We start from the raw sequence: 23,904 nt of genomic DNA, 5'->3' as shown, positions 1-23,904 counted from the left end.
AGGGGGCTTACAGATGACAAGATTTGTCACCGCTATCCTAATCGTTATGGTGCTATCCGGCGCGATTGCCCCTGCTCAAGTCTCTGCCAATGATAACTACAGCTATTCTTTCTGGGGAGAACCGGTGCCAGCACCAGATCCCTATAACCTGCAAAAGGTCATGTATGGTGACGATTGGAACATAGGCCCGTTGTCATCCCCGCAAGATTTGTACTCCGGTCAAGATGGACGGTTGTATATTGCGGATACCGGAAATAACCGGATCGTCATCTTGAACAGACAGTTGGAATTAGCTCATGTCATTTCGGAATTTGAGCGTGAGGGTCAAAAGGATCAACTGAACCAGCCGGAAGGCGTGTTCGCGGATGCACAGGGAAACATTTATGTAGCAGATACGGAAAACCATAGAATTGTAGAGTTTGATGTAAAAGGGAAGTTCGCACGTATCATTGAAGCACCGCAATCATCGATGCTTCGTAAAGGTTTTCAGTATATTCCTATTAAAGTAGGAATCGATAAGGCTGAACGCATTTATGTCATTAGCCGAGGCTCCTATGAAGGGATTATGGAATTTGATTCTGGCGGCGGATTTGTTGGCTTTATCGGGACAAACCGAGTGAAATTTAGTCCTGTCGACTTATTCTGGAAACGAATTTCAACCAAAGCTCAGCGTGAGCAGATGCAGCAGTTTATCCCGCTGGAATTCAATAATCTTGACATCGATGCGGATGGATTTATCTATACGTCTACATCAGAGGAAGAGTCAGATCAACCACTCAAAAGGTTGAATCCTTCCGGCGTTGACATTATGAGAAGTAAAGGCTATTTCCCACCGAAAGGTGATACGGGGAATTTGGAGACAGGTACGCCACCAGGTAGCTCTATTTTTGTAGATATTACATCAGACGAAGGTGGCATGTTTAGCGCACTGGATTCCAAGAGGGGCCGCATATTTACTTATGATAAAGATGGTAACTTACTGTATACTTTCGGCGGACTTGGTAGTCAACAGAGTAACTTCCGCACACCGTCCGCTATTGAAACCGTAGGCAACAAGATGCTGGTTCTAGACAAAGATAATAATCGTTTATCCGTGTTTGAACCAACACAATATGGAAGTTTAATTCGTGAGGCCGTGATTGCACTTAATCAAGGTGATAGTGAGAAAGCAACAGCTTCTTGGCAGAAAGTACTTCAGATGAATACGAACTTCGATGTTGCTTACATAGGGATTGGTAAGTCACTTCTGAAGGAAGGGAAGAATGACGAGGCAATGGATTACTTCAAGCTTGGAAACAGCAGGGAGTACTATTCCGAAGCATTTAAGCGATTCCGTAAGGAGTTCGTTATGGACCATTTCGGGTCGATTGTACTTGCCATAGTCTTATTCCTGGGTGTCATTATAGCTGCTGTTAAATTAACGCGTCGTAAGAAAGCCGAAGGCCAATTCTATCAGGAGTTCGGAATCATTCGTAATCCTTTTTACACGATGATTCATCCTTTTAATGGCTTCTGGGAAATGAAGTATGAGAATAAAGGAAGAATTAAGGTGGCTCTTAGCATCGTATTCTTCCTCGTTATAGGAACGATTATCAAAAGACAATTTAATGGATTTGTTATTAACTTTAACAATCCCGATCAGCTGAATTCTCTGGATGAACTTAAGTTTATCGTGCTACCTTTCCTCTTATGGTGCGTAGCGAACTGGTCGCTGACAACACTTATGGATGGAGAAGGCAAGTTCAAGGAAATCGTGATGGCAACGGCATATGCATTACTCCCACTTGTTATCGTATATATCCCGCAGATGCTATACAGTAATGTGATTACTTCAGACGAAAGTTCCTTCTATTATATGTTAGAAGCGATTGCGTTGGTGTGGTCCTGCTGGCTCCTGTTTACGGGTACGATGACTGTCCATCAGTATACGGCTGGGAAGACCATTGCTACGATGCTGTTAACGCTTGTTGTTATGGGTATCATTATATTCCTTGGGGTATTGTTCTTCAGCATGCTACAACAGATGATCAGCTTCGTGAGTTCCATCTATAATGAGATTTCATTCCGGTTGTAGCAGGCGAAAAAGGAGGTATAAAAGGTGGCCGCAAAACAGAAGAAGATTGCTGGACTCCTGTGCCTGCTGATTATCACAAGTATTGCAGCAGGAACAGGATTACAAGGGACCTTGAAACTAGACAGTGCCTCTGCAGAAGCAAAGGTGACAACAGGTTCGGGAACAGATAAACCACAACCAAGTATTAATAGCAAGACAGATTTAACGGCACCTACAAAGATTAACAAAGAGAAGAATGCAAGCACGAATAGCCCCCAAGAGCTGAGAGCTTTAGATGCGATGGAGAAAGTATCTGAGAATGAGACGCTAATCCTTTACATCAATAAAAAAACTGCCGAAATTGCAGTTAAAGATAAGCGTGATGGCTATGTTTGGTTCTCTAATCCGGTTACACGAGAAGAGGATCCGATTGCTTCTCCGTTGTATAAATCAGAATTGTCAGCCCAGGTACTCGTTAGTTATTACAATGAGAAAGGGCAGATCAACACGTTTAACAGCTATGAAGATAGTGTTGCGAAGGATCAATTCCAGGTTGACGTGAACGAAGGAAAGATCAAGGTTGTTTACCAGATCGGAAATATGAGCAAGAGCGTTGCGAATATTCCTAAGGTAATCAGTCAGGAACGTTTTCAGAGTCAAATCCTAGATAAGCTGCCGGATCAGGAAGCACGTGATAGTGTAGAATACAAATTCCGATTTGATGAGGCAAAAAAAGTCTATGAACTCCGTAAGCTTCAGGATTACATTGCGGAAGAGTTGTCTGTTCTGCTAGAAAGCATAGGCTACACAGCGGAAGATGCCGCTGCTGACCAGCAGGAGAATGGACTTGCAGAGGAAGCTGTAAAGGCTAGCGCTCAGTTTACGATCCCTTTACAATACTCACTTGACGGCGAGCATTTGGTTGTATCTGTTCCTGTGCAGGAACTTGAATTCAACAACGCGTATCCTCTTGCATCCATACAGGTGCTGAAATTCTTCGGTGCAGCGGATACAACAGGGGATGGATATATTTTTGTACCTGACGGATCAGGTGCGCTCATTCATCTCAATAGCAGCAAACCAAGTGCAGAACCTTATAACTTGCCTGTGTACGGCGATGATGGCACTTTTGATGTAAAGGATGTTATACAGCACAATCAAATTACACGCTTACCTGTCTTCGGTCTTAAAAAGGATGATCATGCATTCGTTGGGATCATTGAGGGTGGAGATGCTGTATCCAGTATTCGTGCTGATATAAGTGGACGGAATGATTCTTATAACTCCGTTGGCAGTGAGTTCAAAGTAACATCGATGGACTTCTATACACTGTCATCTGGTACGAAGACCAGTTCTGTACCGATGTTCCAAAAGAACAAATTAAATGGTGATCTGCAGTTAAGATACGGCTTTCTGTCGGGAGAATCCGCGGACTATACAGGTATGGCCGGACATTATCGATCCTATTTAACGAAGAAGTATAATCTGCAGCAACTGAGTAATACGGAGAATTCACCTTTTGTATTAGAGGTGCAAGGTGCGTTCCGGAAAAACAAGTCGTTTCTAGGAATTCCCTATAATTCTACGGAAACGTTAACAACATTTGATGAAACAGTAACGATTCTGGAAGAGTTAAAACAAGCGGGTGTTCCGAATGTCGACCTAAGACTTGTTGGTTGGTTTAATGATGGAATCAATCATTCTTCACCAGATGAAATTAAGGTTGTTGGTGCACTTGGTGGTAAGAAAGACTTGCAGAAGCTGATGGATTATACGAAAGAGAATGGTATCGATCTGTATCCGGATGCGGCTTTCCTTCAGAAGTATAAAGGAGATTCCGGAGCTGCTGTCTTCTTGGATCGTGGAAAAGCAAAAGTATATAACTACAATCCAGTAACCTATGCCAAGGATCTTACAAGTTTCTCACACTACATTCTGTCACCAACGAAGCTATCCAAACAAGTCGATGGTTTTATGAAAGATTACTCTAAATTATCGTTGTCCGGCTTGTCTTTACGAGATATGGGGAACGAGGTGAACTCCGACTTCAATCCGGACCATCCTGTAACTCGGCAAGAATCACTTTCCCTAGTACAGAATGAAATGGAGAAGTTGAAACAGGGTGCTGGTTCGCTACTGATAAATGGAGGTAACGCCTACACCCTGCCATATGCCAATGTCATCGTAAATGCGCCGACTCGAAGCAGCCGGATGAATTTGACGGATGAGGATGTTCCTTTCTACCAGATCGCGTTGCACGGATATTTTGATCTGGCAGGAGCTCCTTATAACATGGATGAAGTTCATAATCCACGTCTGTCGATGCTGAAAGCACTCGAAACGGGTTCGAACATTTATTATCAATGGTTCCATAGTCCTTCTTCCACTGTGAAGGATACCAAGTTTGACCACTTGTATGCACTTAACTACAAAGATTGGTTTGATGAGGCGGTTGCACAGTATAACGAGGTAGACAAGATCTTAAATCATGTACGTACCGAAACCATTGTTGGGCATGAGACTCCTTCACCTGGTGTGGTTCAGACTACATTTGAGAATGGAACCCAAATCACGATCAATTACAACGATGTGGCTGTGTCCATAGATGGTGTAACCATCGAGCCGCAGAGCTATCAGGTAGGTGAAGGCGGTGAATAGAATGCTCAAAAAACCACTTACGCTAGCACAGAAAAAAGCATGGATGGGTGTATTATTCGTGACACCACTCATCATTGGCTTAATTCTTCTGTTCATTTTACCGCTGATTCAGTCGTTTCGATTCAGTCTAAGTACGATTCGGTTGGTCGAAGGTGGGTTTGCTGTTGATTATCTTGGCACAGTGAACTACACCAACCTATTCTCAACCAACCCTGAGTTCCCTCGAAGATTAACTGAATCGGTGACGAATATGTTAGTCAATGTGCCGATCATTATCATTTTTAGTTTGTTTGCTGCGGTACTGCTTAACCAGAAATTTAAAGGCCGGGCTTTAGCAAGAGCGATCTTCTTCCTGCCGGTTATTCTGGCATCTGCAGCAATTGCGAATATGGATATCAGCAGTTTCGTAGGTAGTACAACCTCCGCTGGAGGTGGTGAAGACGGCGGAAGCATCATGCAAAGTTTCGAATTGCAGAAGTTACTGACTGAATCGGGACTTGCGCCCGTCATTGTTGATTATATTACCGGAGCTGTCGATCGAATCTATGAAATTATCAGTTCCTCTGGTGTACAGATTCTGATCTTCCTTGCAGGTCTACAGTCGATTTCTCCAACGCTGTATGAGTCATCCCGGATCGAGGGAGCGACAGGGTATGAGATCTTTTGGAAAGTAACATTTCCGATGATGACACCACTGATCTTAACGAACTTGGTATACTCCATCATTGATTCATTTAGCGCCAATACCATAAACACATTGATCTCGGAAACGGCGTTCAAATCGTTTGAATTCGGTCAAAGTGCTGCAATGTCCTGGATCTATTTCTTAGTTGTCGCACTAATTCTAGGGATTTCAACAGCCATTATATCCAGAAAAGTATTCTACTACGACTAATGAGGAGGAAGAGACTATGAAATCGCCAACTGAATTTGCGAATTTCATCTCGTACAAATTCAATCCTCAGGAGAAGGCAAAATATTGGCTGTGGATTGTGGTGCGAACCGTACTAATTACAGGATTTTGTTTCATTATTTTGTTTCCATTGTTTCTACGATTCTCTGTAGCTTTCCGTAGTAAAACAGATATTTATGATCCTACGGTGCTGTGGATTCCGAAGCATTTTACGCTAGATAATATTAAGATCGCCATCGGTGCTACGGATTACTGGTCTTCTCTATTAAATACCTTCCTGATCTCTACAGGTACGACACTGATCCAATTGGCGTCCTGTGCATTAGCCGCTTATGCGTTTGCACGGTTAAAATTCAAGGGAAGCGGACTGTTATTTGGACTTGTCATCTTTACGATTGTTGTTCCACCACAGACGATTATGATTCCGCTCTATCTGACTTACAGATATTTTGATCTGTTCGGGATTGTTAAGGTTCTGACAGGGAAGAGCAGTCTGAATCTGATCGATACGTTCTGGCCGTTCCTGATCTCTTCCGCGACCGCTATGGGTCTTAAGAATGGTCTTTACATCTACATCTTCAGACAATTCTTTAGAGGGATTCCGAAGGAGATTGAAGAGGCATCTCTGGTGGATGGCTCAGGAGTATTTAAAACGTTTTACCGAATCATGCTACCGAATGCAGTTCCTGCAATCATAACCGTTGTTCTGTTCTCGTTCGTATGGCAGTGGAATGACAGTTACTATGTATCCTTGTTCCTAAGTAAGGTTAAGGTACTGTCAACACAGCTTATGGATATGGGGATGGCGCTAGGCAAGGAACCTGATTTGGTGTATCAATCCATGCTCTTAAACACAGGTGTCCTGTTACTTATGGGACCGTTGATCATTTTGTATTTATTCGTTCAGCGCTATTTTGTTGAAAGTGTGGAGCGTACAGGTATTGTAGGATAAACGCATAGAATGTCGTTTATCAAGCATTTCAATCTGCAGAATGTAATATCTAATATCATCTTAAAGAGACAGGATTGGAGAACATCCATCCTGTCTTTTTTTATGTCTAAAACGTATATTTTTAACATAACAATCCTATTTATTGGAAACGGTGGTATCATAAAAGGAAATCATTTACTGACTCAGATCATTGTGAAAGAGAGGTTGAAGTGTATGGTTATCTGTCCATGGTGTGCAGAGAAAGTTATTATTGTAAGCGATATATGCCCTGAGTGTAGGATGGAGGTGTTACCGGAGCATTTGAATGCTTATATTGAGATTGGAGACGACAAGGAGCCGGTATCAACAGAAGTATTAAACGAAGACTATGTTGAATTAAGTATAGAAGAAAGAATCGAGCATCGATTTAATTGTGTGACATGTGGAGGCACAGCATGTGAAATTCAAGAGGTGGCGATGAGTGGCACGGGTTTAAGTAAAGTCCTCGATATCGATTACAATCATTATCTATTCGTGTCTTGTCTAAACTGCGGAATCGTAGTTGTTTATAACCCGGATGTTCTAAGAAGGAATAGGCTGGAGAAGAGCTGAACAGTGATGGATATTGTGCTGGATTCATAGATTGAATAAAAAGGAGGGTGGATTCCAATAGAACATACTTATAAGGTGAAGAATCCTAGAGGTGCAAGTATTATAATTTCGATGTTGTTACTAATAGGAATTCAGTTGAATTTGTTGTTTAGGATGAATTCAATCCATAATACATCATTTTCACCTATTTTATTTTTCATTACTATGGCCGTATTAGCTTTATCTGTTACTATCATTAGATTATTCAGTAAGCCGTACACAATGCAAATAAGTAAGTTTTCATTACATATTAAAAATAGAAATCTTAAACCAGAAGATATCAAAGAGATCAGAATCCAAGGGTACTTCAAACCGCTAATTGGTATTATACCAACAGGGAAGGTATTCACTCCATTCGATCTTTGTTTTCATATAAATCCTGACCAAGAGGATAAAGCCATGAAAGAATTAAAGGAATGGGCTGAGGAGCACGGTGTGACTGTGTTCTCGAATAAGATGGTTAGACGTTGGATTTAATCAAAAGAGTTTAACGGGAGGGAAGCTGGTGGAGAACGAAACAATGATTATAGCTAAACACCCTTCCGGAACAGGGTTGATAGGCTTACTGATCCTTTATTTATTCATTTTTCTGAAACCCTTTAATCGCGATAGAAGCTTCAATAATAACTTTGATTATTTCATGGAATTTTACAGGATTATATTCATAGTTTTCTGTGGGGGCGTTATCCTCATCTTGTTAATTAGAATGTTTGCTAAGCCATTTACAATACATCTGACGCATGACTCTATAAATGTAAGAGGTAGAATGGTCAAGGCGACCGAAGTAAAAGAAATTAGAGTGCAGCTAGGACGTTACGAATCGCTTGTTGGGATTACCCCTGTGGGGAAACGAGTAACCCCTGTTGCTCTATGTTTTCGAGTGATGGGAGATGAGGTTCAAGCCATAGGTCAGATAACCGAATGGGCTAGTATGAATCATATAAAGTTGTCCCATAGACAGATTCGGAAATGGTTATAATGAATTGCTTTTCTTAAGAATATCAATGATCTTAAACATGAGCTGAATTGCTTTTCTTGTTGTTCTGAACTGATTAAGACTACCAATAAGATAGACGTCCATCCCTGGATGATAGAATAAGAATGATCCTGTGGAACCGAAATTCCCCCACATGTTATATCGAGCAGGCATCAAGAGTGGGATAGTACGGAATTGAACCAGTCCGTATCCGTAATCAATACCGAATGAGAACTTTGACCAGTTCTTCATTCCTTCAAAAGAATCTTCCGAGATGATCTCATGTGACACTAACGCCTTCATGAATTTCAGTAAATCTTCTGATGTAGAGATAATACCACCTCCAGCAAACTCAATACTAAGACTGCGATGGTCATTAAGTACTGTCTTATTCACATAAACATCTGCAATGGGATATTCGCTTGGAGATAGCGGGTTGGAGTAGTGGATCATATGCGATTGCTCCATGCTAAGTGGTCGAAAGAAATAATGTTCGAATATTTGATGGAGCTGTAGACCTGTTATTGTCTCAGCGATCAGTCCAAGCAGGTGATATCCTGTATCGGAATAGTGAAAGCCACCTCCAGGAGGAAAGTGTGATTTCAAATGTTCCTTAGACCATAATATGACCTCTTGCGGAGTCCAAATCCGAGAAGAGTCGCCTAGAATCAAATCCAGCATACTTTTACCTTGCTGTGGTTTGTCCTCGAAGAAGTCATTCAGCCCTGATGTGTGCCCGAGTAAATGATGAATTCGGATATCCCGCATGTAATCTGTTCCTTTATAGATATGAAGTTTGTTAAGAAGCTCTTGCTCTACATATAAATGAATCGGGTCGTCATATGATAACTTGTTCTGTTCGGCAAGTCGAGCGAATAATACAGAAGTGAAAAGTTTGCTGATGCTGGCAATGAGATAACGCTGATCAGCATGTGCAGCTATGGTTCCACTAGAACCCTCGGCAAGATTGAGATGGACATTTCGTTTATCGGAATGCACTAATAGATAGGCATTGTGTATGCGAGCGTTCTTTTGAATAGTTGTCTGGAACAGCGTTTCAATTCTCATATGGGGATCCATCAGTTCTTGTCTCCTTTCAAAAGTAGGGAGAATCAGTGCATGTATTAGAAATAAAGGGGTGGGATCAAATCGAACGAATATATAATGCTAAGAATCCGCGGGGTATAAATGTAATTATTGGAGCGACTCTATTGATGAGTATGTATGCATATACCTTAGTGAGATTCAGTTATGATCTGGATAATACTCTGGATGTACTATTATTGGGCATGAGAATCTTAGTTGTGATCGTTTGTCTAAGTACCATTGTGATTACAATGATTAGAATGTTTGGGAAACCCTTTACACTGAAGATCCAAGGCGATTCCCTATCTATCAGGAATAGAACTCTTAAGGCCGCAGATATCAAAGAGATTCGGGTGCAAGGTTACTTTAAACCGCTGATAGGGATCATACCTGTTGGTAAGCGAATAACTCCGGTCAATCTTGTCTTTCGCTTCTTCTCGGAGGAAGAGGATCGGGCGATAAAAGAGTTAATGGAATGGGCTAACGTTCATCAAATAAAGGTGAAGAAATACACGCAGATTAAACGCTGGGTATAATGGACGACATTAACAGAGTATGATGCTCTATCAACATATATGTTGGCAAACTAATCTGTCCGATGTTTCGTTATAAGCTAAACAAGACTAAAGTCCAGCTTGAATCCACTCCTATGGTCGGTTTTGGAAAGGCAACGAGCCGACTAAACTAAAGATATCGTATTTTTATGAGCGTGGAGGAACGTGTGATAATGGCAGACCCTAAATTTATATATGTATTATTAACGGATACAGGAACGATGTTTACGAGATTGATAAAAAGATACACGGCAGCACCATATAACCATGCTTCGATTGCGCTTGACGTGGATTTGAAGGAAGTGTATAGCTTTGGACGAAAATGTGCGACCAACCCGTGGTCAGCAGGATTCGTAGAAGAGGATATTCATGAAGGTGTGTATCGTCATTTTCCTTCGACTAGGTGTGTGGTTTTAAGGTTAAAAGTTACAACCGAGCAGCGCGAAGTTTTGCAGAAGAAAATTCTGTTTTATAAGAAGAATAAAGAACGGTACAAGTATAATCTTCTCGGATTGTTCTTTCTAGCCATGAAACGAAGTTATGCCCCTAAACATGCCTACTTTTGTTCTCAGTTCGTAGCTGAACTAATTCGAGGAATGGATTTAGAATTGTGGAGTCGCTCTTCTGCCTTGGTGACACCCCATGATTTTCTAATTCATCCGGACTTTGAAGTAATCTATGAAGGTATGCTTTATGATTATCCCTTATTCTGTGCTAACCATCATACACAAGAACTGCAATTTAGTTAGTTCCTGCTCATTATACATAACTCATAAGAACATCAAACAAAGGAGCTTTCCCTAAAAAGGGAAGCTCCTTCTTTAATTATGCCAGGGAAGTATTTCTCTGAACATTCGTCACTCTGCTAATGATGTTCTCTCGCATTGTAGTGTCCACGGGTTGGCCATATGCAATTTCGAGTGCCCATAATACCGCTCCTGTTGCAGGAGGGACTTGTAAAATATGAAATCTGCACTGGTGTTCTGTAAGTGAGGTAATATATGTTTTATATTTATGCAGTAGGAGTGGGCTCTCAGCCTTGACCCAAACAGAACCTGCAAGAATAACATCCACTTCTAATCCGAAATCAAGATTATGCATGCAACCTACGGTTGAATAGGCAAGTTGCCGGGCAGTGTGGTCTATAATATTCAGTGCTTGCTGGTCACCATGGTCTGCAGCTTCAAACATGATTCGCATAAGTTCTGTATTGGGGAGTGTTCGCTCTAGAATACCATTCATAGCATGCTCGATAAACATAGATTTATCTGGAATCTGGAGCAGCTTCATTACAGGTAAAGTCATTGAAGTTACGGGTCCCATCCGATAAAAAGAGTCGTACACCGTTCGAAGAATCTTACGAGCCAGAAAATAACCACCAGCCTCATCTCCAGATAACTCGCTGCCAACGCCACCGATCTGAAGACGGTCGCCACTTGGAGATATCCCACCCGTAACGGTGCCCGAACCATTGATAGAGCAGATACCGAAACCTTTCTCACTACCGGCCTTGATACCAAGAAAGGAGTCATTATCTACAGCATATTGTGTGAAGCCAATTCGTTCAACGACCTTACTTAAATAAGTCTTCTGGGAAGGAACATCAGCGCCAGCTAAACCGAAAGCGCCAGCAACAACATGGTCCATAGATAACTGGTTCCGGCTCAATAGCACCTGAATATTCTCATTCATGATGCGGTAGGAGCTATCGTAGCTGTCAGGAAATCGTTCATGACTACACGTTCCCGCATGAATATGATCTATAAACTCCCCGGTCAGATCGAATAGAAAGTAGTCCGTTTTACTATTTCCACCATCAACGCCAATGATATATTGTCTGTTCATCGTGACATCTTTTCCTTCGGGAAGAACTGTGGAAGGTATTCCTTATGGGCTTCTTTCAACTCCTGAAAACAGTTATATGCAGCGTCGTAATCCCCCACAAGTGGATTCATTAACAGTGCGCGCATCGCTGCGTCCTCACTACCATTCACAGCAGCAGCTACTGTCTCACGCTCATAAGCCTTTACCATGCGCATATAGTCGACGATATGTTCATTGTTGAAATCAGGGACAGCAATCGGCGTGGCACCATCTTTTCCAATCACAGCACACATCTCAACGGCATCGGAATCCTTCATGAATTTGAGAGCTCCGTGATTGAGCAGGTTTACGACATGAACCTCTTGCTTATTATTGTAGATGGCATCCACCAAGCTGATAGCAACTTCGGAATAGTTGGCTCCACCACGAGATGCTAGAAGTTCAGGCTTCGTATGCAGCTCTGCATCAGAATAGATATTTAGAAGTTCGTCCTCAATCTGCATACATTTCTCACCACGTGTTATTTCACTTTCCTGAAGTAGCTTAAACTTCTTCTCTTTAAAATAATAATACTCCAGATAAGAAGAAGGGATAGCACCTACCATCTGAACAACTTCTTTACTGAATCCGCTAGAAGGAATGTTCTTCATGGCTTCGCTATTTAGTCCCATATCGAGCGCAGATCTTAAATAATCTGTACCGTCTTGTTCGATTGCCGTGATCCAGCTAAGGTGATTGAGACCTACATAAGTATAATGAGGATGATCTAAATTAAGCGTTTCGCTTATGCTTTTAAACATATTGAATGGGACATTGCATAGTCCGAGCATTTTGATATCGGTATGATTAAGTATGGCTTCCGTAATGATTCCGGCGGGATTGGAGAAATTAATGAGCCAAGCGTCTGGGCATAGTTCTTTCATACGTTCTGCGATATGCAGCATGACAGGAATGGTACGCATCGCTTTGAAAAAACCGCCAATACCACATGTTTCCTGACCGATCAGTCCATGTTTCAAAGGGATAGTCTCATCCAGCACTCTGGCAGACAGTTTACCAACACGAATCTGTCCAAGGACAAAATCAGCATCTCGAAGCGCTTCATCTAGATTCTGTGTTCTTGTTACACGACAAGGCAAATGCTCTGCCTCTATCATTCGTTCACAAAGCATACCGACGATTTCTAGTTTACGAGAATCAATGTCCATTAATACAAGTTCACTTATCGGTAGCGCCTCTTTGCGTTTAATGATTCCCTCAATAAGTTCGGGGGTATAGGTGCTGCCTGCGCCGATAATGGCAATCTTCAAAACCTTACTCATGCTAACTCCACCCTTCGATAGCTGTTCTACGTGTTCATATCGTGCTCAATTTTGCTGTTAGTATATCATTGCTATTGTAAGCGCTGCAATATAAAATAGAATTAAATTTTCATAATGATAATATTTTAGTGAAATAAAATTTCGGTCAACAGTTGATCTATTTATCATAAACCTGACGTAATCATCTTGTATTTTGAGGAAATTGAGCTTATGATGATATTGATTTTTGTAATACTGGAGAAGTAGAAAATGATTTTTATTCAATAGACTAAAGGATAAGTAGGGAAGCCAATGTCAATTAATGATAATATTTTGATTAAGATTCGAGATATGAAAGACAGCTTGACACCAGTGGAAAAAATGCTTGCCGAATACATACTAGAGAATTTAGAGGAAATTCCCCATCTATCGATAAAAAGCTTGGCACAGTTAACCAAGACTAGCGATGCATCGGTTCTTCGTTTCTGTAAGACGATGGGATATACTGGTTATCGAAGCTTTATCGTCAGTATTTCGGCCTCGATTGGCTCGATGGATGAGGAGCAGAAGCATCAGTATACGGATATTCAGCCAGGAGATGATCTGTCTACAATCATTGCGAACATTTCGCGTAATAACATTAAATCCATTGAAGATACCCTTAGTGTAATCAACAAGGATGCGATAGATCGAGCTGTAAAGGTACTTCGGCAGTGTAAGCGAATCGTATTTTTTGGCATTGGTGCTTCAGGTTTAGTAGGTATTGATGCGGAACAGAAATTCACAAGGATTAATAAAATGAGTCATGCCTATACAGATGGTCATAGCCAGCTTACCGCAGCTACGTTGCTTGAGAAGAACGATGTAGCTATCTTTATATCCAATTCTGGTGAAACTGTGGATATTCTTGATGCACTTGATATTGCGAAGAAAACGGGTGCGACTACAATTGCCATAACGAAATACAATAAGAGTGAACTAGCAGATAAAGCAAATATTGTACTAAGTATTTCTACGCCAGAGCTCACCATACGAAGCGGGGCCATGGGATCGCGTATTGCTATGCTTACAGTGATTGATATTTTATTCGCTGGGGTAGCTAGTGCAGAATATCGGAATGTGAAGAAATACTTGACGAAGACCCATAATATTGTATCGAGTAAACAGCGAAAATAAAGGCAGACATCGGCGAGGGTAGCACTTTAGCCGGTGTCTTTTTTTGTCATAAAATAAAAATAAAAAATCATTGAAATATTTTATAATAAAATTTTATTTCAAAAACTGTTGACCGAAATGAAATTTCTCGTTAATATGCAATTATGAAATGCAAATACTGGGATAGGGGGATGGCCATGGATGAGTATCTGGCGGGATTGACGACCGAAGGGATCAATGAGAATACTCAGATGATCGATGAATGTACAACGGAACAAATGCTCCGTCTAATGAATGAGCAGGATTCCAAGGTTCCAGGCGCTGTTGCAGCAGAAATACCGCAAATTATGAAAGCGGTTGATATTGTACATCATGTGCTTAAGAATGGCGGTAAAATGTTCTACATAGGAGCTGGGACTTCCGGAAGACTTGGAGTGCTTGATGCTTCGGAATGCCCTCCTACATTTGGTACCGACCCGTTGCTGGTGCAGGGACATATTGCCGGAGGCGATGTGGCGCTGAGACTAGCAGTTGAAGGTTATGAAGACAATGCAGAGGAGGGGGTCGCACTTATTGAACGAAGCGGTGTAACAGACAAGGATGTTGTCATCGGTTTATCAGCAAGTGGTAGCGCGCAATTCGTTATTGCTGGACTTCAGAAGGCAAGAGAAATTGGAGCTGCAACCATCGGTGTAGTAAACAATAAGAACTCGAGGGTTGAGCCGGTGTGCGATGTATGTATTGCTCCTGTCGTTGGACCTGAGGTGATTATGGGCTCGACAAGGCTGAAAGCAGGCACCGCACAGAAGCTGGTACTGAACATGCTAACTACCTGTACGATGGTGAAGCTAGGAAAGACTTACAATAATCTAATGGTCGACTTGAAAGCTAGTAATATCAAACTGTATGACCGCTCGGTTCGTATTATTCAAGCAGCTACGGGGGTAGACGACAAGACAGCTATTGCATATTTAGAAAGCGCTTCCATGAGTTGTAAACTTGCGATCATGATGATTAAGACCGGACTGGATGCAGCCAAGGCAGAACAAGCGCTGGAAGAGAGCGAAGGAAGTCTGAAAAAAGCTTTTGCTCAGTTACAAAAGTAATATCTAAAGTGCATTGTATATTCCTAGGGGAGGTTTGTGAGTAATGAAAAAGAAAATGCGTGTATTAGCTCCTGTTCTTGCTTTGACCCTCGCGTTGTCCGCTTGTGGTGGTGGAGGCGATAAGAAGAATGAAACACCAAATACAGGATCAACAGACGGTGGTACGAAAACCGAAGCTAAAGATACGATAACAGCTCTTCTTCCACCGGTATCCGCTAATTTCCAAGATAGTTTCTCGCAACTGGAAAAAGATTTTAATGCTTTGTACCCGAACCTGACTTTGAAAATTGAGCCTGCCAGCTGGGAGGATATGACCCAAAAGCTTGATACACAAGTGAATGCAGGCAGTCCGCCAGATATCGCATTTATTAGCTCTAGTGGTCTTTCTAAATATGTTGAGCAAGGAATGCTGATGGACATCACAGATACGGCGACCAAGGAAATGGTTGAGGACTTTGATGCAGCACCAATCGAATACATGAAACTTGGCGAAAGTCTTTATGGATTTCCAGGATACATGGAGGTTCACGCGATCGGTGGTAACAAGCAGTTCCTAGAGGAAGCCGGAATTGATTATAAGAAGATTCAAAAAGAAGGCTGGACTTATGAACAGTTCCGCGAGGAGATTAAAAAAGGTGTTGTAAAAGAAGGCGATAAGACTTCCCGATACGGCTTCGTATTTGCAACAGCGGGCGTAGCTTCCAAAGACTATCTGCAAATTTTGATCAAAAATGCAGGGATGCCACATGCCTTTGATAAAGATCTGAAATACGCTTACACCAGCAAGAATTTCTTAGAAGTGCTGAAAGCAATTCGTCAGATGATCGACGACGGCTCCATGCCTAAAGAGCTTAGCTCCGTGGATGCTGGTAAACGCTGGAACATGTTCCTAACAGGGCAAACAATGATTACGGGTAAAGGTCTTGCAACGTTTGAGAACTCTGCGAACAAGAACAATGAGAAGATCAAAGCGAATGATGGAAGTGCTGTACAAGGCAGTATCCCTGTAGACTATATCGTTCTCCCTGTTCCAACTTTCGTAGGTCAAAAACAACAGTCGAGTGTTGCTGTTGACGGCTATGTCACATTCCGTGGCAAGAAAGAGCCTACGCCTGAGCACAAAGCGAATGTAGTCAAAGCAGCTTACTTCCTTGCTGCTGGTAAAGTTGCAGCAACAACGAACAACGACCTGTTCGCAGCGCATATCACGAAGAGTGGTAGAGAAGCAGCAAAAGATATGACGATTAACAGAAATCCGGATAACGTGGCTGCGGTTGAGACTCTTCTCTCCCAAGCGACACCTGCACGTCCTGATATTCCAACAGACCTCGGTGCGAAATCCATCAAACTTGAAGATGAAGTGATGATCCCGAAACTGCAAGCGCTGATTGCTGGCGAAATCACACCTGAAGCCATGTATGACGCTGTGAAGGCAGCAGCGATTCAAGCCTTTGGTGAAGACGGCATTGTAAAAGACTAATCGATTGAACAGGATAGCCGCTTGGCCCCGCCTATGCGGCTATCCCTTATTATGTTGCTTAAACCCAAGCCGTGAAAGGAGCTTCGCATGATGAGTCAAATTGCCAAACCTATGAAAAGACGTCGTATCAAAGGAGACAGCGGCTATGGATATGTCTTTATCGCTGTTGCGCTTGTTGTATTTGCGATGTTTACCGCATATCCCGTTGTAAGTGCGTTTATTATCAGCTTTCAGAAATATAAACCGCTTGGTTCAGAATACATCGGATTCGAAAACTACATGGAGACATTTGGGGATAGCCTGTTTTGGAAGTCGGTTGTCAACACGGTTGTCTATACGGTGCTCACGGTACCCGTGGGGTTGTTCATCTCATTTGCTGTGGCCATCTTAATTCTACCCCTAAGAAAAAAAGTCCAGAGTATATTCAAGGCAATTTATTATTTACCGGCAGTTGCATCCGGTGTGGCTCTGTCCGTTGTATGGCTCTGGATCTTCGATCCGATGCCATCAGGTATCTTCAACCAATTGTTAAGTGTGTTTGGGATTAGCAACAACAACTGGCTTGGCTCTAGCTCCACAGCTATGTTCTCACTTGTGCTCATGGCGTGGTTGTCCAGTCATGGTACGAGTATCATCATCTATTTGGCAGCTCTCTTAGGCATTGACGAAAGTTATTATGAGGCCGCAGAGCTTGATGGTGCATCTTTCTTGAAAAAGGTATGGTACATCGTCATTCCTTGCTTGAAGCCTACCACATTATTCTTGCTTGTAACCGGCGTTATTGGCTCCTTCCAAGTATTCCAGAACGCTTACCTGATGACAGGCGGTGGACCGGATAATGCAACAACGATGGTCGGTTTGCTTATTTTTAATAACGCTTTCAAATATTTCGAGTTCGGTGAAGCCGCCGCACAATCCTTAGTATTGGCATTCATCATAGCTACAATTTCCTTCATTCAATTCAAATTCATGGGCAAAGAAGTGGAATATTAAGGAGAGGAGGGCACCGATATGGCGTTATATAACAGTCACACAGGTAAACCTGTGCGGAGACAGACCCGTAATACGGTGATCATGGTTTTACTTGTGATTTTTGCATTGGCAACACTGTTTCCAATTTACTTCATGGTGATTTCATCATTCGGGGATCCCGTAGAAGCGGGGGCGATGAGTTATTCGCTGTTCCCAACCAAAATATCGTTAGATTCATACAAATTTTTCTTCAATTATAGTGAGCATTCTGTGCGTTGGTTGATCAATTCCTTGGTTGTAGCAACAACTGTCATGGTATCCAATGTATTCTTCGCAAGTCTTGCGGGTTATGCGTTCTCGAAGATTCGCTTTAAAGGAAGAGCCGTCCTGTTCTCCGTTTTACTCATCTCGATGATGATTCCTTATCAAGTTACACAGGTGCCTCTTTATATCCTGATTGTGAATACATTTCAAATACAGAATACGTATGAAGCCATGATCTTACCGGGTCTGGTTACAGTATATAACATCTTTTTGGCTAAGCAATTTATGGGAAGTATTCCTTCTGAAGTACTGGAATGTGCGAAGATTGAAGGATGTAACCAATTTCAGATTTACTTCAAAATTGTATTACCTTTATCCAAGACCGTACTTGCGGTTATGGCGATCCTTACGTTCATGGACAACTGGAACACATTCTTCTGGCCATTCCTAGTAACGAACACCATGGATATGCAGACTATTCAAGTGGGACTTAAAAACTTTAGGTTTGCTAACACGACGTACTTCGCACCGATGATGGCAGGGGCTACAATTTCTGCACTTCCAATGTTTATTCTCTTCTTCAGCTTACAGAAGTACTTCTTGGAAGGTGTAACGGTCGGGGCAGTTAAGGGTTAGCATTGGACTGAAATGTAAGATGTTGCACCATAACAACGATGAATACTTGGAGGAGCCATTTGCTCTAGAAGCAGGCAGTGAAGTGCGCCAATCTTCTTCGTTTGTTGCAACATGAGGCCTAATGAATTCAGCCTGTCTGTTTCTTTGGTCGGTCAGCAAATGGCTCATCTTAAATAGATAGCATGTGAACCCTGCTGAATGATTCGGCAGATGGTGGAGGTGTGTGTCTGGATGATTGAGACTTGGAAGCGAGATTATACACAAGCAGTGATTGACCTATGGAATAAGGAAGCGGTGAATGACGGTTATAAGGAGCTGACGGAAGAGAGCTTTGCGTCTATTTTTCAATCGAATCCTTATTTCGATCCTGAGAATACGTTTGTGTTAGTGGAATCGGGACAGCTCAAGGGGTTCGCCTGTGGATGTACCGGTGATGATCTGCCCCTAGGTGGTGTCTCCGGGTATATCACTTGCATTGTACTTTCGGATCGTTTCCGAACGGAAGAACATTACAACAAGATGTTGGAGTCTTTAGAGAATCGGTTTAGACAATTGGGCAAGACGCAGTCGGACGTGCTTTTCTTCAACCCCATGATGCTGCCATGGTACATACCGGATACCCCGAGGCACGAACATAATAATGCTCCTGGTGTACCTGTGGACAGTGCTTTATATGATGTTCTGGTGCGTCAAGGATACATCGAACGTGCGAGGGAATGCGCAATGTATTTGAACTTGTCCGATTTTCGTGTCCCCGAATCAAGTCGGTTGAAGGAAGATACGGCAGCAGAAGATGGTTACCATGTTGAATTATTCGACCCGACAAAACATCATGGTGTAGACGAGATGCTCGAAGGATTTGATAATCTACTGTGGCAGAAGGAGATTGGGGAGTCCACGCGCAAGGGTGTGCCGGTTGTAATAGCTGCATATCAAAGTAAGGTTGTTGGTTTCGCTGGTCCTGTGATTCGTCAAGAGAATGGTCGTGGTTACTTCGCTGGTATCGGTGTTCATCCGGATCACGAAGGGCATGGACTTGGAAGTATTCTGTTCTATAAGCTATGCGAAGCGTTCAAGAACATGGGGACGGATTATATGTCACTTTATACCGGAAGTACGAATCCAGCTATACGGATCTATGAGAAGGCAGGCTTTCAGACCGTGAAGCAATTTTCAGTCATGCGAAAGGAGTTATGATGATGAGTGAACAGAAAATAACTGTACTTGCGATTGGTGGACATGTTGGCGATGCTGAATTGACAGCGGGCGGGGTCCTTGCACATCACTCCTTAAAGGGGGATCATATCGTTACTTTAGCCCTGACGGCTGGGGAACGTGGGGTTCCTGCTGGACAGGATATGGCTGAGTACCGAGAGCAGAAGGTGCGGGAAGCGAAAGCTTTTGCAGAAATGTTAGGCGGAGAATCGATCGTGTTCGACACACCAGATGGGGAACTGAAGGACGATGAAGATAACCGCTGGGCCGTGTGTGATGTGATTCGCAGAGTGCGCCCAAATGTCATCATTACGCACTGGAAGAACAGTATGCACAAAGACCATATGACAACACATCGGATCGTGAACGATGCCAGGTTCTATGCCGGCCTGCCTTCATTCGAGCGTGAGCTTCCTGCATTCTTCGCCTCTCGTCTTTATTATGCGGAGAATTGGGAGGATGCGGTTGATTATAAGCCCTACGTGTATGTAGACTTTTCCAAGGAAGCATTCGATCTGTGGGTAAAGGCTGTGTCTCAGCATTGGTTCGTCACGAGCAGTAAGTCATTCCCATATCTAGAGTACTACAAGCATCTGGCTAGAGTACGAGGTATTGAAGCGAGAAAAGAGTATGCGGAAACATTCATGATTCCAGAAGAAAGTAAACGTGTCTTGAAAGGTGAGCTTTAACACGATCAATGACTGTAACAATAATTTTGTTACGGTCTTTTTCTAGATGACATACGTTTAAGGAGGTAACGATGATCCGTAATGGAATTGATCGAATTTTAGACTACGCGCATTTATTTCAAGGAAAGCGAATTGGACTTATCACGTCACCGACAGGACTGAATCATAAATTTGTATCCACGATTCAAATATTGCATGAAAATTATAATTTAGTGGCGCTGTTCTCGCCCGAACATGGTGTGCGCGGGGATCTGGCTGCAGGGGCTATGGTAGATACATACATGGATCCGATTACAGGTGTACCGGTTCATAGCCTGTATCGTAAAGATTCTAAGCGCCTTACTTCTGAAATGCTGGATGAAGTAGACGTGGTTGTTTATGACATACAGGATGTGGGCGCACGGTATTATACATTTATTTATACGATGCTCTACGCTCTTGAAGATTGTGCGAAAGCGGGCAAGGAAATGGTCGTACTTGATCGGATCAATCCGCTGGATGGAATTACGGTGGAAGGGAACGTATTGAAGGATGGCTATCAGTCATTTGTCGGTAATTATCCACTGGCAGTACGATATGGCTTAACAGCTGGTGAGATTGCACGAATGGCAAATGAACAGATGAACTGGAATGGGAAGTTACATGTCGTAGCGTGTGAGGGCTGGAATCGGAGCATGCTATTTACGGATACCGGGCGGCCGTGGATCATGCCTTCCATGGGTCTACCTCGGTTTGATTCTGCACTTCTCTATCCTGGGACCTGTCTATTCGAAGGGACGAATCTTTCCGAAGGAAGAGGGACGACGGCACCGTTCGAGATGATTGGGTCGCCTTTTATCGAGGCTGAGAAGTTAGCAGATGAGATGAACGATCATCGATTGCCGGGGGTAGTGTTTCGTCCAGTCTATTTCAAGCCAACATTCTCCAAGTTCCAGGGAGAGTTATGTCACGGTGTGCAGATTCATATCACAGACCAGAAAGCGCTTAGACCGCTGGATACCGGTGTGACTTTAATGTATACAATTAAGAATAACTATGACAAATTTTCGTTTTTGCCTCCGCTAAAGGAGGGATCAAGGCCATTTATTGATCTGCTCGGTGGGGATAATATGTATCGTAACGATCAGGTAGATGTACCAAAGCTGCTAGAGCAGTTTCGTGAAGAAAGCCGAGAGTTTTCTCTTATGAAGCAGGAGTTTCATTTGTATTAAATTGAGCTGCGTTTGCTCATTCGTATGAGCATTAAGCTTGAAGAAAGCCCTTGGAATTTATTCCAAGGGCTTTTTCGTTATTAGATTGATTCAGTAGATGTATAAGAAATCATGGAATGGATGTGACTATTACAAAGAGCCATTCTCACCAACATAAGTGACCACGCTTTTTGGTGGGATAACGACTTGGAACTTTCCGTTTACTAAAGGAATCGCTGATCCTTGAGTTAAAGCGGAACTATCATTGGTCGTGAATGGGGTTAGATGTCCTGAGGTAAAGCCGTTAGGTGAGAAGTCGAGCTCTGCATTCGAATTATTATCGTTAATGGCAACGATCGTGAATTTTCCGGTAGCTGGATCTTTATAGGCTGAGGTATATACGCCGAACTTCGGAGTATCTGGTGCCCCGATCCGCACGTAGCCCGGTTTAATGAACTTGCTGAAGTTCCCGAAAGTATAGAAACGTTTGGTCAACGCGTAAGTACTCGAGGCTTTATCGACATTGATAAGACCTTCATCATTATTACCAGGAATCGCACCTGTCCAATACATCCACGCATTGACGTTGGCTTTGGTCATAAAATTATGTGTCTGTTTCGCAAATTTGAGGCCTGATCCCATACCTGGATCGTAAGAGTCAACCTTGGAGACCTCTGTCATCCACACTTTTTTGCCTTTGGAGATGGCAGTCGAGAATGGGGTTGTCGGCATCTCTGTGTTGATGATAGGTATCGGGTAATTGTGTCCTCCGACAATATCGATTCTTTCTGCAGAAGCGGGATCATTTAATGAATCCTTGATTAGATCTTCGGACCACCAAGACGATTCACCAGCAATAACTTTTGCAGATTGGACCCCTTCATTAATCATCGCTTGCTTCAAGTGATTCTTTAAGAATACTTGGAAATTGGTTGAGTTCCACTCACTGGAGTCCCACGTAAGGAAAGTCATGGAGTTAGGTTCGTTGGCAATGGAGACAGCATAGAGATCAAGATCGAATTGCAGCTTATATTCTTTAATGAATTTCGCCATCAGCAGCGCATAATCGTCATAATTAGCTTGTTTTAAGTATCCACCATTCGTTGTGGAGTTGTTCGTTTTCATCCAAGCTGGAGGACTCCAAGTACTTGCAACTAATTTATCAACGCCTCTGGCTTTTGCTTGCTGCATCACCCAGACTTGATCTGGCCTTGCATTGAAATCGAATTGACCAGGTGCAGGGTTAAACTGCGGGAACAAAGCGCCTCTGAAGATGGAGATTCCAATTCCTATATCGTCACGAAACAATAAATCCATGATCTCACTGCGGGCTGGTTCCTGAAGATCATAAATGGCATCAGACCATCCTGCTTGAGAGACCCCGAAGCCGTCAATTTCTTGTTTCACATCATTCCAATTCACACTAACATTTGTTGCTGCGTAAGAGCTGAGCGGCATTAATGGGAGTGTTACTAGTAGTGCACTCATCACCATAACCACTAGTTTGTTAATGAATTTTTTTCTCATTCCAAGCCACCTTTCAAAATGTAGTTTAACTTCCTTACAATCCTTTCATTGTCTGCATTAAATGCAACAATATTTAACTATTATGTATGTATATTGTATATATTCATTTCAATTTACTTACAACTCTGTGAAGAATATTTCGAACAGCAAACCGATCAAAAAAGTGGAGAACTTGTTACAAGGAGGTAAGTAGAAGAGGAAAGGTACAAAATGTTCTGGATAAATCATGTAATTTGTTAGAAACTGAAACATGATACAATCATGAACGTATTAAAATATGTTATTTACTCGTTTTTTAATGGAGGGCAAAATAGTGTCAAATCAAGGATCTACCACTAGAGGGGCTTTAATATGGTCAGGAAGAAAGTGTACCATCTTCGGCTTACCGCTTTCATTCACTAAATATTTTGTATATGAGAAAAGACTGGTCACAAGAAGAGGCTTCCTTAATTTAGCGGAGGATGAGTTGGATTTTTATAAGGTGCTTGATAAGAGTATCAAGTTACCATTCTGGCAGCGAATGTTCGGCTGTGGTTCGATTCATTTGAATGTTGCTGATGTTGATACGCCTATCAAAGTGCTTGAGTCTATAAAAGCACCGCGTGAAGTCTATGATCATATAGATCGGATTGTTACCGATATAGCGGTAAACCATCCTATGCGTTCAGCAGCCCATATCTTAGGCTCAGTCGACCAAGGGGAGTTTTTTAATTAAGTTGTAGA

At 42.4% G+C, this 23,904-nt stretch carries 22 protein-coding genes; 18 read left to right on the top strand and 4 right to left on the bottom strand.

From position 1 onward, the window contains the following. Positions 1–13: 13 nt before the first annotated feature. From AC3WJJ_RS04205 to AC3WJJ_RS04175, 7 genes are all read left to right on the top strand, one after another. Complete coding sequence (locus AC3WJJ_RS04205; protein ID WP_422660923.1) at positions 14–2,074, top strand: YIP1 family protein; 2,061 nt, start codon at positions 14–16, stop codon at positions 2,072–2,074. Positions 2,075–2,098: 24 nt separating this feature from the next. Beyond that, positions 2,099–4,711: a DUF5696 domain-containing protein gene (locus tag AC3WJJ_RS04200; protein ID WP_492538287.1), complete on the top strand. Its 2,613-nt coding sequence runs from the start codon at positions 2,099–2,101 to the stop codon at positions 4,709–4,711. A 1-nt stretch (position 4,712) separates the two neighbouring features. Beyond that, the gene (locus tag AC3WJJ_RS04195) at positions 4,713–5,606 is read left to right on the top strand and encodes a carbohydrate ABC transporter permease (RefSeq protein WP_422660925.1); all 894 of its coding nucleotides are present in this window, start codon (positions 4,713–4,715) and stop codon (positions 5,604–5,606) included. Positions 5,607–5,622: 16 nt separating this feature from the next. After that, on the top strand, positions 5,623–6,576 hold the full coding sequence (locus tag AC3WJJ_RS04190) for a carbohydrate ABC transporter permease (protein WP_492538285.1): 954 nt from the start codon (positions 5,623–5,625) through the stop codon (positions 6,574–6,576). A 102-nt stretch (positions 6,577–6,678) separates the two neighbouring features. Beyond that, positions 6,679–7,167 carry a zinc ribbon domain-containing protein gene (locus AC3WJJ_RS04185; protein ID WP_492538283.1) on the top strand — a complete coding sequence of 163 codons (489 nt, stop codon included), beginning with the start codon at positions 6,679–6,681 and terminating at the stop codon, positions 7,165–7,167. Positions 7,168–7,242: 75 nt separating this feature from the next. Next, positions 7,243–7,683 (top strand): hypothetical protein, encoded by a 441-nt coding sequence (locus tag AC3WJJ_RS04180; protein WP_492538281.1) that lies wholly within the window; start codon positions 7,243–7,245, stop codon positions 7,681–7,683. 217 nt (positions 7,684–7,900) lie between these two features. Next, positions 7,901–8,185, top strand: a complete 285-nt coding sequence (locus AC3WJJ_RS04175) for a hypothetical protein (RefSeq protein WP_492538279.1) — start codon at positions 7,901–7,903, stop codon at positions 8,183–8,185. Here AC3WJJ_RS04175 and AC3WJJ_RS04170 read toward each other — a convergent pair. Then, positions 8,180–9,262: a serine hydrolase domain-containing protein gene (locus tag AC3WJJ_RS04170; RefSeq protein ID WP_492538277.1), complete on the bottom strand. Its 1,083-nt coding sequence runs from the start codon at positions 9,260–9,262 to the stop codon at positions 8,180–8,182. The two genes, AC3WJJ_RS04175 and AC3WJJ_RS04170, sit on opposite strands and share 6 nt — an antisense overlap. Before the next feature lie 134 nt (positions 9,263–9,396). Between AC3WJJ_RS04170 and AC3WJJ_RS04165 the strand changes: the two genes are divergently transcribed. After that, a complete protein-coding gene (locus tag AC3WJJ_RS04165) occupies positions 9,397–9,804 on the top strand; it encodes a hypothetical protein (protein ID WP_492538275.1) in 408 nt (135 codons plus the stop codon). Positions 9,805–9,995: 191 nt separating this feature from the next. Continuing rightward, entirely contained in the window at positions 9,996–10,571 is a 576-nt protein-coding gene (locus AC3WJJ_RS04160; protein WP_492538273.1) for a hypothetical protein, read from the top strand. A 76-nt stretch (positions 10,572–10,647) separates the two neighbouring features. Here AC3WJJ_RS04160 and AC3WJJ_RS04155 read toward each other — a convergent pair whose 3' ends face one another. Beyond that, positions 10,648–11,667, bottom strand: coding sequence for an N-acetylglucosamine kinase (locus AC3WJJ_RS04155; protein WP_492538271.1), 1,020 nt, complete (start codon positions 11,665–11,667; stop codon positions 10,648–10,650). Further along, on the bottom strand, positions 11,664–12,968 hold the full coding sequence (locus tag AC3WJJ_RS04150) for a 6-phospho-beta-glucosidase (RefSeq protein ID WP_492538269.1): 1,305 nt from the start codon (positions 12,966–12,968) through the stop codon (positions 11,664–11,666). Before AC3WJJ_RS04150 ends, AC3WJJ_RS04155 begins: the two co-directional genes overlap by 4 nt. 291 nt (positions 12,969–13,259) lie before the next feature. Here AC3WJJ_RS04150 and AC3WJJ_RS04145 point away from each other — a divergent pair, with 291 nt between their 5' ends. From AC3WJJ_RS04145 to AC3WJJ_RS04110, 8 genes are all read left to right on the top strand, one after another. Next, positions 13,260–14,123: a MurR/RpiR family transcriptional regulator gene (locus AC3WJJ_RS04145; RefSeq protein WP_422660936.1), complete on the top strand. Its 864-nt coding sequence runs from the start codon at positions 13,260–13,262 to the stop codon at positions 14,121–14,123. A gap of 176 nt (positions 14,124–14,299) precedes the next feature. Continuing rightward, positions 14,300–15,208, top strand: a complete 909-nt coding sequence (murQ, locus tag AC3WJJ_RS04140; RefSeq protein WP_492538267.1) for an N-acetylmuramic acid 6-phosphate etherase — start codon at positions 14,300–14,302, stop codon at positions 15,206–15,208. Between the two features lie 43 nt (positions 15,209–15,251). Beyond that, a complete protein-coding gene (locus AC3WJJ_RS04135) occupies positions 15,252–16,688 on the top strand; it encodes an ABC transporter substrate-binding protein (RefSeq protein ID WP_492538265.1) in 1,437 nt (478 codons plus the stop codon). 90 nt (positions 16,689–16,778) lie between these two features. Further along, the gene (locus tag AC3WJJ_RS04130) at positions 16,779–17,681 is read left to right on the top strand and encodes a carbohydrate ABC transporter permease (protein WP_492538264.1); all 903 of its coding nucleotides are present in this window, start codon (positions 16,779–16,781) and stop codon (positions 17,679–17,681) included. A gap of 18 nt (positions 17,682–17,699) precedes the next feature. Next, positions 17,700–18,560, top strand: a complete 861-nt coding sequence (locus tag AC3WJJ_RS04125) for a carbohydrate ABC transporter permease (protein WP_492538262.1) — start codon at positions 17,700–17,702, stop codon at positions 18,558–18,560. A gap of 231 nt (positions 18,561–18,791) precedes the next feature. Beyond that, on the top strand, positions 18,792–19,757 hold the full coding sequence (locus AC3WJJ_RS04120; protein ID WP_492538260.1) for a GNAT family N-acetyltransferase: 966 nt from the start codon (positions 18,792–18,794) through the stop codon (positions 19,755–19,757). A gap of 2 nt (positions 19,758–19,759) precedes the next feature. Then, positions 19,760–20,464: a PIG-L deacetylase family protein gene (locus AC3WJJ_RS04115; RefSeq protein ID WP_492538258.1), complete on the top strand. Its 705-nt coding sequence runs from the start codon at positions 19,760–19,762 to the stop codon at positions 20,462–20,464. A gap of 71 nt (positions 20,465–20,535) precedes the next feature. Beyond that, the gene (locus tag AC3WJJ_RS04110) at positions 20,536–21,675 is read left to right on the top strand and encodes an exo-beta-N-acetylmuramidase NamZ family protein (protein ID WP_492538256.1); all 1,140 of its coding nucleotides are present in this window, start codon (positions 20,536–20,538) and stop codon (positions 21,673–21,675) included. A gap of 129 nt (positions 21,676–21,804) precedes the next feature. Here AC3WJJ_RS04110 and AC3WJJ_RS04105 read toward each other — a convergent pair whose 3' ends face one another. Beyond that, positions 21,805–23,181, bottom strand: coding sequence for a glycoside hydrolase family 30 protein (locus AC3WJJ_RS04105; protein WP_492538254.1), 1,377 nt, complete (start codon positions 23,179–23,181; stop codon positions 21,805–21,807). Positions 23,182–23,494: 313 nt separating this feature from the next. On the opposite strand from AC3WJJ_RS04105, the gene AC3WJJ_RS04100 reads away from it, so the two are divergent. Next, a complete protein-coding gene (locus tag AC3WJJ_RS04100; RefSeq protein WP_492538252.1) occupies positions 23,495–23,896 on the top strand; it encodes a PH domain-containing protein in 402 nt (133 codons plus the stop codon). Positions 23,897–23,904: the final 8 nt, after the last annotated feature.

This window comes from Paenibacillus sp. FW507-14B1B (assembly GCF_058781425.1).
Note: the sequence above shows the minus strand (reverse complement) of the source record. Positions and strands in the feature narration are given on the sequence as shown.